The organism is Streptomyces sp. NPDC057900 (assembly GCF_042887885.1).
Lineage (GTDB): Bacteria > Actinomycetota > Actinomycetes > Streptomycetales > Streptomycetaceae > Streptomyces.
The window spans coordinates 100,958-114,578 of record NZ_JBHVOI010000014.1; the positions used below are offsets into that span (position 1 = coordinate 100,958).

The 13,621-nt window shown below is 71.1% G+C and carries 17 protein-coding genes; 1 reads left to right on the forward strand and 16 read right to left on the reverse strand.

Going from position 1 to position 13,621, the window contains the following annotated elements; translation table 11 throughout:
- Positions 1-211: 211 nt before the first annotated feature.
- From dprA to ACFVQ0_RS32835, 16 genes are all read right to left on the reverse strand, one after another.
- On the reverse strand, positions 212-1,423 hold the full coding sequence (gene dprA, locus ACFVQ0_RS32760) for a DNA-processing protein DprA (RefSeq protein ID WP_390092832.1): 1,212 nt from the start codon (positions 1,421-1,423) through the stop codon (positions 212-214).
- On the reverse strand, positions 1,420-3,045 hold the full coding sequence (locus ACFVQ0_RS32765; protein ID WP_390092833.1) for a YifB family Mg chelatase-like AAA ATPase: 1,626 nt from the start codon (positions 3,043-3,045) through the stop codon (positions 1,420-1,422). Before ACFVQ0_RS32765 ends, dprA begins: the two co-directional genes overlap by 4 nt.
- Complete coding sequence (locus ACFVQ0_RS32770) at positions 3,045-3,404, reverse strand: YraN family protein (RefSeq protein ID WP_311302951.1); 360 nt, start codon at positions 3,402-3,404, stop codon at positions 3,045-3,047. The genes ACFVQ0_RS32765 and ACFVQ0_RS32770 overlap by 1 nt, the downstream gene beginning before the upstream one ends.
- 84 nt (positions 3,405-3,488) lie before the next feature.
- Positions 3,489-3,797, reverse strand: coding sequence for a DUF2469 domain-containing protein (locus ACFVQ0_RS32775; RefSeq protein WP_003965949.1), 309 nt, complete (start codon positions 3,795-3,797; stop codon positions 3,489-3,491).
- A gap of 62 nt (positions 3,798-3,859) precedes the next feature.
- Entirely contained in the window at positions 3,860-4,348 is a 489-nt protein-coding gene (locus tag ACFVQ0_RS32780; RefSeq protein WP_390092834.1) for an NUDIX hydrolase, read from the reverse strand.
- On the reverse strand, positions 4,338-5,087 hold the full coding sequence (gene lepB / locus ACFVQ0_RS32785) for a signal peptidase I (RefSeq protein ID WP_390092835.1): 750 nt from the start codon (positions 5,085-5,087) through the stop codon (positions 4,338-4,340). Before lepB (ACFVQ0_RS32785) ends, ACFVQ0_RS32780 begins: the two co-directional genes overlap by 11 nt.
- 49 nt (positions 5,088-5,136) lie before the next feature.
- Entirely contained in the window at positions 5,137-6,057 is a 921-nt protein-coding gene (gene lepB / locus ACFVQ0_RS32790; protein WP_390092836.1) for a signal peptidase I, read from the reverse strand.
- A gap of 84 nt (positions 6,058-6,141) precedes the next feature.
- Positions 6,142-7,041, reverse strand: a complete 900-nt coding sequence (gene lepB, locus ACFVQ0_RS32795; protein ID WP_390092881.1) for a signal peptidase I — start codon at positions 7,039-7,041, stop codon at positions 6,142-6,144.
- Entirely contained in the window at positions 6,938-8,011 is a 1,074-nt protein-coding gene (gene lepB / locus ACFVQ0_RS32800; RefSeq protein WP_390092837.1) for a signal peptidase I, read from the reverse strand. Before lepB (ACFVQ0_RS32800) ends, lepB (ACFVQ0_RS32795) begins: the two co-directional genes overlap by 104 nt.
- On the reverse strand, positions 8,004-8,774 hold the full coding sequence (lepB, locus tag ACFVQ0_RS32805) for a signal peptidase I (protein ID WP_390092838.1): 771 nt from the start codon (positions 8,772-8,774) through the stop codon (positions 8,004-8,006). Before lepB (ACFVQ0_RS32805) ends, lepB (ACFVQ0_RS32800) begins: the two co-directional genes overlap by 8 nt.
- A gap of 45 nt (positions 8,775-8,819) precedes the next feature.
- Positions 8,820-9,170, reverse strand: coding sequence for a 50S ribosomal protein L19 (gene rplS / locus ACFVQ0_RS32810; RefSeq protein WP_024492231.1), 351 nt, complete (start codon positions 9,168-9,170; stop codon positions 8,820-8,822).
- Between the two features lie 126 nt (positions 9,171-9,296).
- Positions 9,297-10,118 carry a tRNA (guanosine(37)-N1)-methyltransferase TrmD gene (gene trmD, locus ACFVQ0_RS32815; RefSeq protein WP_390092839.1) on the reverse strand — a complete coding sequence of 274 codons (822 nt, stop codon included), beginning with the start codon at positions 10,116-10,118 and terminating at the stop codon, positions 9,297-9,299.
- The gene (rimM, locus tag ACFVQ0_RS32820) at positions 10,118-10,699 is read right to left on the reverse strand and encodes a ribosome maturation factor RimM (RefSeq protein WP_390092840.1); all 582 of its coding nucleotides are present in this window, start codon (positions 10,697-10,699) and stop codon (positions 10,118-10,120) included. The genes trmD and rimM overlap by 1 nt, the downstream gene beginning before the upstream one ends.
- 79 nt (positions 10,700-10,778) lie before the next feature.
- Entirely contained in the window at positions 10,779-11,018 is a 240-nt protein-coding gene (locus ACFVQ0_RS32825) for an RNA-binding protein (protein WP_024492228.1), read from the reverse strand.
- A gap of 2 nt (positions 11,019-11,020) precedes the next feature.
- The gene (gene rpsP, locus ACFVQ0_RS32830) at positions 11,021-11,464 is read right to left on the reverse strand and encodes a 30S ribosomal protein S16 (RefSeq protein WP_073739096.1); all 444 of its coding nucleotides are present in this window, start codon (positions 11,462-11,464) and stop codon (positions 11,021-11,023) included.
- A gap of 157 nt (positions 11,465-11,621) precedes the next feature.
- On the reverse strand, positions 11,622-12,215 hold the full coding sequence (locus ACFVQ0_RS32835; protein WP_073739095.1) for a hypothetical protein: 594 nt from the start codon (positions 12,213-12,215) through the stop codon (positions 11,622-11,624).
- A 541-nt stretch (positions 12,216-12,756) separates the two neighbouring features.
- Here ACFVQ0_RS32835 and ACFVQ0_RS32840 point away from each other — a divergent pair.
- Positions 12,757-13,617: a methyltransferase domain-containing protein gene (locus ACFVQ0_RS32840; RefSeq protein WP_390092841.1), complete on the forward strand. Its 861-nt coding sequence runs from the start codon at positions 12,757-12,759 to the stop codon at positions 13,615-13,617.
- Positions 13,618-13,621 lie beyond the last annotated feature (4 nt).

Here is a 13,621-nt window from a genome sequence, read left to right on the forward strand (position 1 = left end):
CGGTGCGCGCAGGATATGGGATCGGAGCCGCGCGCTTCCGGGAGACCGGACACGGCACCGGATCCGGTTACGGAGACGGCCGCGCACCCGGCCGAATACATGGGGGACATGGCTGGCGGCCGGGGCCGACACGTCGCGCGCCGGCCCCGGAGACGTTGCCGAACGATCCGCCGAGGTCATCGGCATCACCTTTTCACCCGAATGCTCCAGGTCAAGTACCGCCTCGCCGCGCGTCGTCATTGCAAGTCGGCCGCCGCGTCAACCGCCATCCATCGCCATGACGTTCGACGAACCCCAGTGAGTGCAGTTCGTACAGCTTGGCGAGCGCCTCGTCGGCGCTCGTCCCGGCGGTACGGGCCGCCTCGCGCGCATCGGCGGTGCCACGGGCCGGAAGGGCGTCGAGCACCCTGGCGCAGCCGGTGTCCAGCAGGTCCCTCGGCAGCACCGCGCCGCGTCTGGGCGGGGCGAGTTCCCCCATGTCACCGACCAGTTCGATGATTTCGGAGGCGTCCGTCACCAGCACCCCTTCGCCACGCAGGAGTTCGTGGACGCCTGCTGACAGACCGCTGGTGGCGGGCCCGGGGACGCCCATGGTGAAGCGGCCGAGCCGCTGGGCGCAACGCGCCGTCACCAGGGAACCGCTGCGGTATTCGGCCTCCACCACAACGGTTCCCCTCGTCAACGCGGCGATCACCCTGTTCCGGAGGATGAACCGGCTGCGCGTGGGGTGTTCGGCAGGCGGCAGCTCACCGATGACGAGCCCCTGTTCGGCGACGCGCCCGATCAGTTCCGCATGTCCGCGGGGGTACACGACGTCCACCCCGCAGGCCAGCACCGCCGCCGTCGCCCCGCCCGCGGCGAGAGCACCCCGGTGAGCGGCCCCGTCGACCCCGAACGCCGCGCCCGAGACGACCACCCACCCGCGCTCCGCGAGACCGGCGCCGAGGGTCGTCGCCATGTGCGCCCCGTACGGGGTGCAGGCGCGGGCGCCGACCACCGCGACCGAACGCAGCGCCCAGAGCCGCAGATCGGCCCTCCCCCGCACCCAGAGCCCGGTCGGCCGGGCGTCCCCCAGGTCGTCCAGCTGGCTCGGCCACTCCTGGTCGCCCGGACAGACGAAGCGCCCGCCGGCCGCGGCCACCGCCGCCAGGTCCCGCGCGGGGTCCGCCGCCTCCGCCCGCAGCCGGTAGCCGGCCAGCCGACGCGCCGTCATACCGCTGAGCCGCTCGGCCGATCCGTCCCTGGCCGTGATCCGCCGCAGCAGTTCCCCGGCGCCGCACTCCCGCAGCCAGCGGCCGCCCCGTTCGTCCCCCGGCTCCAGGACCCGCGTCAACGCGACCCGCGCCAGCCGCTCCCCGTCCCCCGCCGCCCCCGCCCCCTGCCCCGGCAGCGCCACTGACTGCACCGCCCACGGCCCCGTCATGCCGCCCCCGCCGTCATCGGAGCCCCGCGCGGAATGCCGGTGCGCAGCTCCAGGGCCACCGCGATGTCCGAGGCGTCCGGCCGGTCCGCGCCCCGCAGATCCGCGAGGGTCCACGCCACCCGCAGGACCCGGTCCAGGCCGCGCGCGGTGAGCATGCCCCGTTCCATATCGCGCTCGGCCGCCAGCAGCGCGCCGGGCGCCGCCACCAGGCGGGTCCTCAGCTCGTGGCCGGGCACCTCGCTGTTGGTGGTCCAGGGGGTACCGGCCAGCCGCTCCGCCGCCCGTGCCCGCGCCTCCCGCACCCGGGCGGCGACCGTCGCCGTGGACTCGCCGCGACCGCCCTGGCCCATCAGGTCCGCGCGCCTGACCGGGTCGACGGTCACCCGCAGATCCACCCGGTCGAGCAGCGGACCGGAGAGCCGGGCCTGATAGCGCCGGACCGAGGAGGGCGGGCATTCGCAGCCGGCCCCGCTCAGGGTGTGCCGTCCGCACGGGCAGGGGTTGGCGGCCAGCACCATCAGGAAGCGGGCGGGCAGCCGGACCACACCCGCGCTGCGCGCCACCACCACATGCCCCGACTCCAGCGGCTGGCGCAGGGCGTCCAGGGCGCGCACCGAGAATTCCGGTGCTTCGTCCAGGAAGAGGATGCCGCGGTGGGCCAGTGACACCGCGCCCGGCCGGGGCAGCCCGTTGCCCCCGCCGACCAGGGACTGCATGGTCGCCGAGTGGTGCGGTGCGCAGTAGGGCGCCCGGGAGACCAGGGGCTCGCCCGGCGGCAGGATGCCGGCCACCGAGTGCACCGCGGTGACCTCAAGGGACTCCTGCCTGGTCAGGGCGGGCAGGATCGCGGGCAGCCGTTCGGCGAGCATGGTCTTGCCCGCGCCCGGCGGTCCGGACAGCAGGAGGTGGTGACCGCCCGCCGCCGCGACCTCCAGGGCCTTGCGCGGCCGCTCCTGGCCCGCGACGTCCGCCAGGTCCGGCCGGTTTCCCTCGCCCTGCGCCGAGCCGCGCGCGATGCCGGTGCCCATACCGGCGCCGGGCACCATCAGACCGGCCAGCATGGTGTCCGGGCGCCCCTGGTCGTGCGGCTCCCGTTCCTCCGGCACCGGTTCGTCGCAGAGCACCGCGATCAGCTGCCGCAGGCTCCGCACCCCGAGCACGGAGACCCCGGGTACCAGCGCCGCCTCGCCCGCCGTCTGCTCGGGGACGACCACCTGCCGGTAGCCGGCCTCCGCGGCGGCCAGCACGGCGGGGAGCACTCCGCGCACCGGGCGCACCCGGCCGTCGAGCCCCAGCTCGCCGATCATCACGACGTCCGCGATCGACGCGGGGTCGATCCGCTCGGCCGCGCCGAGTACCGCGCACGCCACGGCGAGATCGAAGCCCGAGCCGCCCTTGGGTACCGACGCCGGGGACAGGCCCACCGTGAGCTTCTTCTGCGGCCACTCCGCACCGGAGTTGGTGACCGCCGCCCGCACCCGGTCGCGGCTCTCCACCAGGCTCTTGTCGGGCAGCCCCACCAGGGTGAACGTCGCCACCCCGGCCTCCAGGTCCGCCTGGACCTCCACCACCACGCCCTCGACGCCGACCAGGGCGACCGAGCAGGCCCGCGCGAAAGCCATCAGGCCACCCCCCGCGCGTGCTCGGCCAGCGGCGCACCGCGTCTGGGCAGCACCACGCCGACCAGGTCGATCCGCACGCCGCCGGGCGGCGGGCCGCCGTGCCGGTCCAGCCAGAGTTCGGCCAGCCGGCGCAGCCGGTCCGCCTTGGCCGGTGTCACGGCGGCCATCGGGTGCTCGAAGCCACCCGCCCTGCGCGTCTTCACCTCACAGATGACGAGCGCGTCGCCGTCCAGCGCGACGATGTCGATCTCGCCGGTGCGACAGCGCCAGTTCCGTTCCAGTACGGACATGCCGGCTTCGGTCAGCAGCCGTGCCGCCAGATCCTCGCCGTACCGCCCGAGTGCCCCCCGTGCGTTCATTTCGGCACCACCTCCGGCACCGACTCTGACGCGTCCGCCCGCAGCTAGTGGATCTTGGTGGACAAGTGGGCGGATGTGGAAAACTCAGCCACCCGGAAGTTCGAGATCGCTCTTGTTGAGCTCCTCGATGTTGACGTCCTTGAACGTCAGCACCCGGACCTGCTTCACGAACCGGGCCGGCCTGTACATGTCCCAGACCCAGGCATCCGCCATGGACACCTCGAAAAACACCTCGCCCTGGACCGAGTGCACCTGCATCTCGTAGTCATTGGTGAGGTAGAAGCGCCGTTCGGTCTCGATCACATATTTGAACAGACCGACGACATCGCGGTACTCCCGGTAGAGCTTCAGCTCCATCTCGGTCTCGTACTTCTCGAGGTCCTCGGCGCTCATTGGCATGTTCCCCTTCAGCCGTGCGTGCCCCCATTGTGCGCCAGGCCGGGCGCCCCGGACGCTCAGGCGATTTCGGGAGCCAGAACCAACGGCGTACGCGGGGGACCCTCGTCGAGCAGCGTGTGCAGCAGCCCGGCGAGTCTGGTCGGGTACACCGTCTCACGCGTCGACGACAGTTCGGCGGAGGTCCACCACCTCAGGCCCGCGACACTGCGCCGTTCCAGCCCGGTCTGCCCACTCGTGTCCGTCAGGGTCTGTGCCGTACGGGCGAGGAAGTACCACTCGTCCTGCTCCCAGCGCCTGCCGTCGAACGGAAAGGAACACATCCGTTTCCACAGGAGCGGGCCCAGTTCGACGTCCCTGATCCCGGTCTCCTCCGCCAGTTCGCGCAGCGCCGCCTGCTCGCGGGTCTCGTCGCCCTCCAGCCCTCCGCCCGGGGTGAACCACCAAGTGCTCGCCGGGTCCTCCGGTTCGAACCCGTGCATCAGCAGAACGCGGTCGTCCGGATCGAGGAGAACCAGGCGGGAGACCTTGCGCCTCTCAACGGACACCGGCGGCCGCCTTCCCCTGCCTGTTCCGCTTCGACCGGGCGGAGCGGGCCGCGAGGGGGCCGTACACGGACCCGCCCAGGATGAGCAGCACGCCCGCGATCACCGCCGCGAGCTGGAGCTTGACCGGCCCCGGAGAGGAGACTCCGCCGGGCAGGGCGGCGAAGGCGCCGGGCCGCTCCACCATGCTGCCCAGCGGCCATGCCACGGCGTCCACCCGGGCCGTCACGGCGCTGCGGGGCACCGAGCCCTGTCCGCCGTCCTCCAGGTGGACCCGGGAGTCCAGCGAGACCAGGCGGTCGTCGCCCAGGAGGAAGAGCTGTCCCTTGGGCACCTGGGCCGTGAAGCCGTTCGCGGAGGCGGGGCCGTCGGAGCGCAGATACGGTTCCGCAACGGGTATGCCGTTGATCGTGAGCCGGCCGTCCTTCTCGCAGCAGGCGACCTTGTCGCCACCGACGCCGACGACCCGCTTCACCATCGGCATATCGCCCCACGCCGGATCGGTGAAGACCACGACATCGCCCCGGCGCACCTCGCTGCCGTCCACCCGTTGCGCGAGGACCCGGTCGCCCGCGTTCACCGTGGGGGTCATCGACTCGGTCGGCACGGTGTACGGCCGGTACACCACGGCCGCCCAGGCGAACCCGCCGAGGAAGAGCACACAGCCGACGGCCACCACCAGCCCCGACAGCTTGCCGCCGAGCCGGCCGCGGCCGTCATCCGTACGTCCTGATCCACTCATCCCAGCGTCCCCCATCGGAGATCGACAATCGCTGATCCGAGTCGGCACCCTACCCGGCGGTACGCCCGCCGGTCAGTTTCCGCCGGCGCCGGATCACGAGCGGCAGGGCGCCGGCGAGGCCGAGCGCGCCGGGCGCCACGGCGGCAGCGGTGTTGATCCCCTGCTGGTCGAAGGTGTCCGGGACGGGCAGGGTCGCCCAGCGGTTTACCGGCCACGCGACCAGGACGGCCCGGCCCACGACGTCGTCCACCGGCACGAAGCCCTTGTTCACGTCGTTGGTGTGGTACCGCGAGTCCGAGGAGTCCTGCCGGTGGTCGCCCATCACCCAGATCTTGCCGTCGGGCACCTTGAACGGGCCGAAGGGCATGTCGTCACAGGGTGTGCCGCCGGGGAAGATGTACGGCTCGTCGAGCGGCTTCCCGTTGACGACGACCGGACCGCCCTTCTTGCAGGACACCGTGTCGCCACCGACCGCGATCGTCCGCTTGATCAGGTCCTTCTCCTGCGACGAGGGCATCAGGCCGATGAAGCTGAGGAAGGTCTGCACCGCGTTCGACTCGGGCGTCGGCTCGCCGTCCAGCCAGCCGCTCGGGTCGTGGAAGACGACGACCTCACCGCGCTCCGGCTCGGAACCGAACCACGGGGTGAGCTTGTCGACCAGCACCCGGTCGCCCTGCTGAAGGGTGTTCTGCATCGAATCCGACGGAATCGAGAACGCCTGCACCAGGAACGTCTTGATCAGCAGCGCCAGAACCAGCGCGATACCGATCAGGAGCGGCAGCTCCTTCCAGAGGGGACGGGGCTTCTTCGCCCGCTTGCCCCCCTGTTCCGGGATGCGCGCGGCTTCCGGCGCGGCCGGACCCGGTGTCCCTGCCACGGGATCGAGGGCAGCGTCAGCGGGCTGCTCCGTCCCCTCCGTGGACTGTCCGTGTCCGGATCGCGCTCCGTCTGCCACGTCGCTCACATTCATTCCTCACTCTGCGCCAACGACGGCCCACCCGGGCCCGCCGATCACCAACCCACCCCCCTGGACAACGAGCGGGGGTTCCCGGGGCTACTTCCGCCGCGCCGCCGCGGCCCTGCTGCGCCTGCGCCAGAGCACGAGGGGCACCGCGCCCGCGAAGCCCAGCGCGCCCGGTGCCATCGCGGCCGCGGCGTTGATCCCCGGCTGGTCGAAGGTCTTCGGGACGGGCAGGGTCGCCCAGCGGTTGATCGGCCACGCGACCACGATGGCCCGGCCCACGACCTCGTCGTTGGAGACGGTGCCGCCGCCCGGCAGCTGCTGGTGGTAGCGGGAGTCGAGGGAGTTCTGACGGTGGTCGCCCATCACCCAGATACGGCCCTTGGGCACCTTGACCGGGCCGAACGGCTCGTCGTTGCAGGCGGTGTTCCCCTTGAAGATGAACGACTTGTCGTCCAGCGCCTTGCCATTGACCGTGACCGGGCCGTTGTTCTTGCACTCCACCGTGTCACCGCCGACCGCGATGACGCGCTTGATCAGGTCCTTCTCCTCCGCGGACGGCATCAGCCCGATGAAGCTCAGGAACTTCTGCACCGCGTTCGGATTGGCCGTCGGGGTGTTCTCCAGCCAGCCGCCCGGATCGTGGAAGACGACGACCTCACCGCGCTCCGGCTCGGAACCGAACCACGGGGTGAGCTTGTCGACCAGCACCCGGTCACCGCGCTGAAGCGTGTTCTGCATCGAATCCGACGGAATCGAGAACGCCTGCACCAGAAACGTCTTGATCAGCAGCGCCAGAACCAGCGCGATACCGATCAGGAGCGGCAGCTCCTTCCAGAAGGAGCGGGGCTTCTTCCTGGCCGTACTGCCACTGCCCTGGGCGTCGTCGTCACTCTCCGTCCGGTCCGCCGTCGTCCCGGCCGACTCGGTGTTCCCCGGAATGTCCGGCCGGTCCTCGGGTTCGTCGTGTCCGGATCGTGCGCCCACCGCCAAATCCCCCACATCTGCTCCTTATTCCGTGCCACCGCCTGCGCCCTAGCCGGTGCAGGCCAACCACTCCCATAACGAGCGGGAGTTCCGCAGGGGTCGGGAGCCGGATCATTCCGTTGGGATCCTGGGACACACTATTCGACGGTCCCGGGGCAGCCGCCGTCCCGGCGCGCGGGTCAGGGACCGAGGAGAACGCGGAACGTTCCTCAAGCTTCGTCCAGTGCCCGACTGGCCAGCCGATGACCACGGCCCGTCCCACTACGGCATCTTCGGAGACCGTGCCGTCGGCCGTCTTGTCCAGGTGGAAACGTGAATCGGCGGAATTGGAGCGATGGTCACCCATCACGAAGATTCGTCCGGCTGGAACCTTTACCTCGAATTTGATCGTGGAAGGGGGATTGCCGGGAAAGAGGTAGGGCTCGTCGATCGGCCGGCCGTTGACCATGAGGCGGCCGTCCTCGTCGCAGCACTTCACCGTGTCGCCGCCGACGGCGACCACGCGTTTGATCAGGTCCTGTTCGTCGTCCGACGGCAGCAGCCCGATGAAGGTCAGTGCCTCCTTCACCTGCTTGATGACGACGGGCGACTCCTTCGCCTTCACCGGATTCGGCGGCGGCCAGTCGGAGGGGTTCTTGAACACGACCACATCGCCACGCTGCGGCCGGGTCCCGAACCACGGGGTGAGCTTGTCCACGAGGACCCGGTCACCGATCCGGATGGTCTGTTCCATCGACCCCGACGGGATCACGAAGGCCTGCACCAGGAACGTCTTGAGGACCAGCGCGATCACCACCGCGACGGCGATGAGCAGGGGTATCTCCTGGACGGCCGATCTGCGCCGCTTCCGCTTCACCTTGCGGGCCAGCCGGCGCCGCTCCGCCCTGGTGGGCAACGAGCGGGACGCCGTCTCGTCGCCCCCCGGCGCCCGTACCCCGGGACCGGCGGCGTCCTGCCGCCGCCCCCGGTTACCCATGCGTCGCCCCCGGTGCGGGCACGCCGTCGAAGGCCCCGGTGCCCGGCAGCGAGGCCACCCGCCCCAGCGGCCAGCCGATCCAGTCGACCCTGCCGATCACCTTGTCCACGGGCACCATGCCGCCGCCCGGTTCGCCCAGGTGATCGCGGGAGTCCCGGGAACGGCTGCGGTGGTCGCCCATCATCCAGAGCGTGCCGTCCGGCACCACGATGTCGAACGGGGCCCGGGAGGGCGCATCACCCGCGAACAGGTAGCCCTCGTCCAGCGCCCGGCCGTTGACCTGGATCCTGCCCCGCTTGTCGCAGCAGACCACCCGGTCGCCCCCCACGCCCACCACCCGTTTCACGAAGTCGGTCTCGGCGGGCTCCGCGAGCCCCAGGGAGGCCGCCGCCCCGTGCAGCAGCCCGGTGACGGGGTTCTCCGGCGGCGCCTCCTGCATGAAGGAGCCGGTGCCGTCGAAGACCACCACGTCCCCGCGCCGGGGTTCGGAGCCGAAACGGTACGCCAGTTTGTTGACCAGCACCCGGTCCCCGACCCGCAGCGTGGACTCCATCGAGCCACTCGGGATCAGAAAGGGCTGCACCACGAAGATGCTGAAGAGCAGGACGAAGACCGAGCAGACAGCGCCGAGCGCGACCGTGCGCCGCCATGACATCGCGGCGGCGAAACGGTGCGGGATACGCGAAAAGCGCGACCCCTCCTCCGGCCCCGTGGGGGCTGCGGAGGAGCGGTCGCGCTCCGTGGTTCTTGCTTCCGTGTCCATCGGGGCCAGAGCTTATCCGGCCGTGCCGCGGACCTGGGAGCCAGCTCAGCGGTCGCGCTTCTCCTTGATCTTCGCGGCCTTGCCGCGCAGCTCACGGAGGAAGTACAGCTTGGCGCGACGGACGTCACCGCGGGTGACGAGCTCGATCTTCTCGAAGATCGGGCTGTGCACCGGGAAGGTGCGCTCGACGCCGACGCTGAAGGAGACCTTGCGGACCGTGAAGGTCTCGCCGACGCCCGCGCCCTGGCGGCGGATGACGATGCCCTTGAACTGCTGGATACGGGAGCGGTTGCCCTCGATCACGCGGACGTGAACGTTGACGGTGTCACCGGGGCGGAACGCCGGGACGTCGGTACGCAGCGAGGCGGCGTTGACGCCATCGAGCAGGGAAGTCATGTTGTCTGCTTTCTTCGCCGATGCCACAGGTCATCGACGGGAGAGTGATGAGATTCGGGTGCTGATCGCGTCGGACGGGCGTCTTTCCCCCTGTGGCAGGGGCGCACGCGGACGTACAGCAGCGGCCTATTCTTCCACGGCCTCGGGCCTGCGCCAAAATCGGCCGCCCGGCTCGGGCGACCAGCCGAGGATCGAGAGCATCTCGCGGTCCTTCTTGTCGAAGCCCGCCGCCTCGCAACGCTCGATCAGATCGGGCCGGTTGAGCGCGGTACGGCGGAACGCCTCGTCCCGGCGCCAGCGCGCGATCCGCCCGTGGTGGCCGCTGAGCAGCACGTCCGGAATGCCCCGGCCGCGCCACTCGGGCGGCTTGGTGTAGACGGGCCCCTCCAGCAGATCGGCCATCGCGCCGGGTGCGAAGGAGTCGTCCCGGTGCGATTCGGCGTTGCCGAGCACGCCGGGCAGCAGCCGGGCCACCGCCTCCGTGATCACCAGCACCGCGGCTTCCCCGCCGGCCAGCACGTAGTCGCCGATGGACACCTCCACGACCGGCATCCGGCCGGCGTACTCCTCGGTGACCCGCCGGTCGATGCCCTCGTAGCGGGCCGGGGCGAAGATCAGCCAGGGGCGCTCTGACAGCTCGACCGCGAGTTCCTGGGTGAACGGCCGGCCGCTCGGCGTCGGCACCACGAGCAACGGGGAGTGCGCCCCGGACTCGTAGCCGTCGGCCAGTGTCTCGTCCAGGGCGTCGCCCCACGGCTCGGTCTTCATGACCATGCCGGGGCCACCGCCGTAGGGGGTGTCGTCGACCGTGTTGTGGCGGTCGTACGTCCACTCCCGCAGATCGCGCACGTGCACGTCGAGCCGGCCGCGGGCGCGGGCCTTGCCGACGAGCGAGACGTTCAGCGGTTCGAGGTACTCGGGGAAGATCGTGACGACATCGAGGCGCATCAGGTGTCTTTCCCGCCCTCGGCTCCGTCGGCCGCCGCGTCCTCGTCCCGCGAGGAGGCCACGACCGCCTCGCTCTCGTCGATCAGACCGGGCGGCGGCGTGATCACCGCGCGCTGCTCCTCCAGGTCGATCTCGGAGACGATCTCCTCGACGAACGGGATCATCACCTCGGTACCGTCCGGGCGCTCCACGATGAAGAGGTCCTGGGACGGCAGGTGCGTGATCTCGGTGATCCGGCCGATCTCGGTGCCGTCGGCGAGCACCACGTCCAGGTCCATCAGCTGATGGTCGTAGAACTCCTCGGGGTCCTCCGGGAGCTCCTCCGGGTCGACCTCGGAGATCAGCAGCGTGTTGCGCAGCGCCTCGGCGGCCGTACGGTCCCGTACGCCCGCGAAACGCAGCAGCAGCCTGCCGCTGTGCACCCGGCCGGTCTCGATCGTCAGCGGTCCCGCCGAGGCCGGCTCCGTGGCCAGTACCGCGCCGGGGCCGAGCCGGAGCTCCGGCTCGTCCGTGCGCACCTCGACGGTGACCTCGCCCTTGATGCCGTGGGCGCGACCGATCCGCGCGACTACCAACTGCACCTTGTGTCTCTCCTGTCATACGACGACGGGCCGGGGCGGGCGCATGGCCCTCCCCGGCCCGTGCCGGTGTTCAACTCTGTCAGCGAACCTGATCCACATCGACGAGGTCGACGCGGATACCACGGCCGCCGATGGCTCCGACGACGGTACGCAACGCGCGTGCGGTGCGGCCGTTACGGCCGATCACCTTGCCGAGGTCGTCGGGGTGGACCCGTACCTCAAGCACACGGCCGCGACGCAGGGTGCGCGAGGCGACCTGCACGTCCTCGGGGTTGTCGACGATGCCTTTCACGAGGTGCTCAAGAGCCTCCTCGAGCATGATCAGGCCTCGGTCGACTCGGCGGGCGCAGCTGCGTCAGCAGCCTCGTCCGCCTTCTTGTCGGCCTTCTTCGCCTTCTGCGTGATGGCCTCGCCCTTGGACTCCTCAGCGGTGTCCTTGGTCAGGGCCTCGAACAGGGCGCGCTTGTCAGCCTTGGGCTCCGGCTGCAGAAGCGGCGCGGGGGCCGGGAGACCCTTGTGGGCCTGCCAGTCACCGGTGAGCTTCAGGATCGCGAGGACCGGCTCGGTCGGCTGGGCGCCGACGGACAGCCAGTACTGCGCGCGCTCTGCGTTGACCTCGATGCGCGAGGGGTTCTGTACCGGGTGGTACAGGCCGATCTCCTCGATGGCCCGGCCATCACGGCGGGTACGGGAGTCGGCGACGACGATGCGGTAGTGAGGCGAACGGATCTTGCCCAGACGCTTCAGCTTGATCTTGACTGCCACGGAAGTGGTGTCTCCTGGTCTATGACGTGGTTGGGCACAACGAAGATGCCACGTGGGGTTGCGGTACTCGGGTGCCCGATGGACGCGTCAGCCGGAGGAGAGAGGGGTCCTATGCGACTGTCGAGTACAGCTAGCCATTGTGCCACACCACATCGGCTCACCCCACCGCGACCACTGCCTCCGGGATCCGGAACGGCTTTCCGCAGCCGCCGCAGACGATCGGGGCCTGCGCGAGGACCGAGGGGACCACACGCACATTGCGACCGCAGTCGCAGACGGCCTTGACCCGCACGCCCCCTCCGGAGGAGCCGTGCCGGGCGGCCGGGCCGCGGAAGGAGCGCTTGGTGTCGGCGGCGGTGGCCACGGTGTGCGCCTTGAGGGCGCGCTGCAGCCGTTCCATCGTCGGCCGGTACCGGCGCTTGGCCTCGGGGTTGAGGGTGACCAGCGAGAAGCCACTGCTGGGGTGGGGCTCCTCGGCGTGGTCGAGGCCCAGCTCCTCGGCGATCGCGAGGAATCGGCGGTTGTGATAGCGGCCGGCGCGTGAGGTGTCTCGGACACCTCTCGCGGCGGCGATGCCGTGGACTGCCTCATGGAGCAGCCGTTCGAAGGAGAGCTCGGCGCCACAGGCGGACGAGGACTCTCCGATCAGGGACTCGGGCGCGGCAAGATCGGGCAGCTCGGGGTGGTACCGCTGAATGTCGGCCCACGCCTGTGCCAGCTCTGCGGCAAGTACAGGTGGTGTCGTGCTCACGTCGTGACAACGAGCGCGAGTGCCCCGGTGTTCCGATTCCGGGCCATCCCAAATAATTTGCACGTACCAGTCAGTTGCCGTTCATGCGTCCTGACGAGGGCGGGTGCGCTGATCTGCGGAGAACTCTCACAGCTCGCACCAAGGTGGTACGTAGCGACGTGTACGCCCGAGCGCGTAGACGGCGCGTACGCCCCCTGGGCCCGCACCACCCGGGCTCCCGGTGCGGCAGCGGGCGCGGCCCTCGGGAACCGACAGTACCGGGGCCGGGTCCGCACCTCCCACCCCTCCCCCGGCCAGGGTGACGGCACCGTCCGGCGCTCGACGTGCCCGGCCCCGCCCGCCGGGTGAGACTGGACCGGCGGGCGGTACCGGAGACAACCATTGCCCGTAGACCCCTGGACGCGGCGGCGGATGCGCAGTTCCCTGGCATACGGGGGAAGCGCGGCCGCGGACACGGGGGAACCGTCCACTCGGACAGGACCGACCGGCATCACCGGCACCACCGTAATCACCGGCATCTCGGCGGATTGGGGCGCATTCCATGACACCAACGCTCGTCCGGCACCACAGGCACGCGGATCCGTCCGCCCCGGTGGACACCGGGTCCCGGGCCCGTGACTGGGCCGAGATCCAGGAACGGATGCTCGCGCCGCTCTACGAGGCGGTGTACCGGCGGCTGGAGGTGGGGGCCGCCACCCGGATGCTCTCGCTCGGCTGCGGCTCCGGGCTCGCGCTGCTGATCGCGGCCGGCCGCGGGGCCCACGTCACCGGCGTCGACACCGACACCGAACGCCTCGCGCTCGCCCGCGCCCGGCTGCTGCCGGACCCGGAGCCGGTGGGCGGCGCCGGGCCACCGGCCACCGGGCCGTGGCTCCTGGACGGCGTCCCGGCCGTCGCGGCGGACCACCGGCCGTACGGCCTGATCACCGCGTTCACGCCGATCGGCTGCTCGGCCGACGACGCGGAGGAGCTGGTGGGCGCGCTCGGCTCCGCGGTGCCGCTGGCGGCTCGGGGCAGCACCGTCGTACTCACCGGCTGGGGCCCGCCGGAACGGTGCGCCACCGCGGCGGTGCTGCGGGTGGCCGCCCGGCTCGCGGAGGGGACCGGTTCCACCGGGGCGGGCGGCTGGCTGGGCGCGCGGCGGGACGATCTGGAGGACGTGGCGTTCCGGACCGGGCTGAAGCCGGACGGCTCCGGTCGGGTGGCGTGCCCGTTCGGCTACGCGGACCTGGACAGCGCGGTCCGCGGCCTGCTGTCGACCCGGCTCTTCGACGCGGCGGTACGGGCGACGGACCGGACCCAGGTGGAGAAGGAGGTGGCGGAGGCGCTCCACCCGCACCTGCGCCGGGACGGCACCGTCTGGATGCCCAACGTGTTCCGCTATCTCGTCTGCACGACGTAGCGGT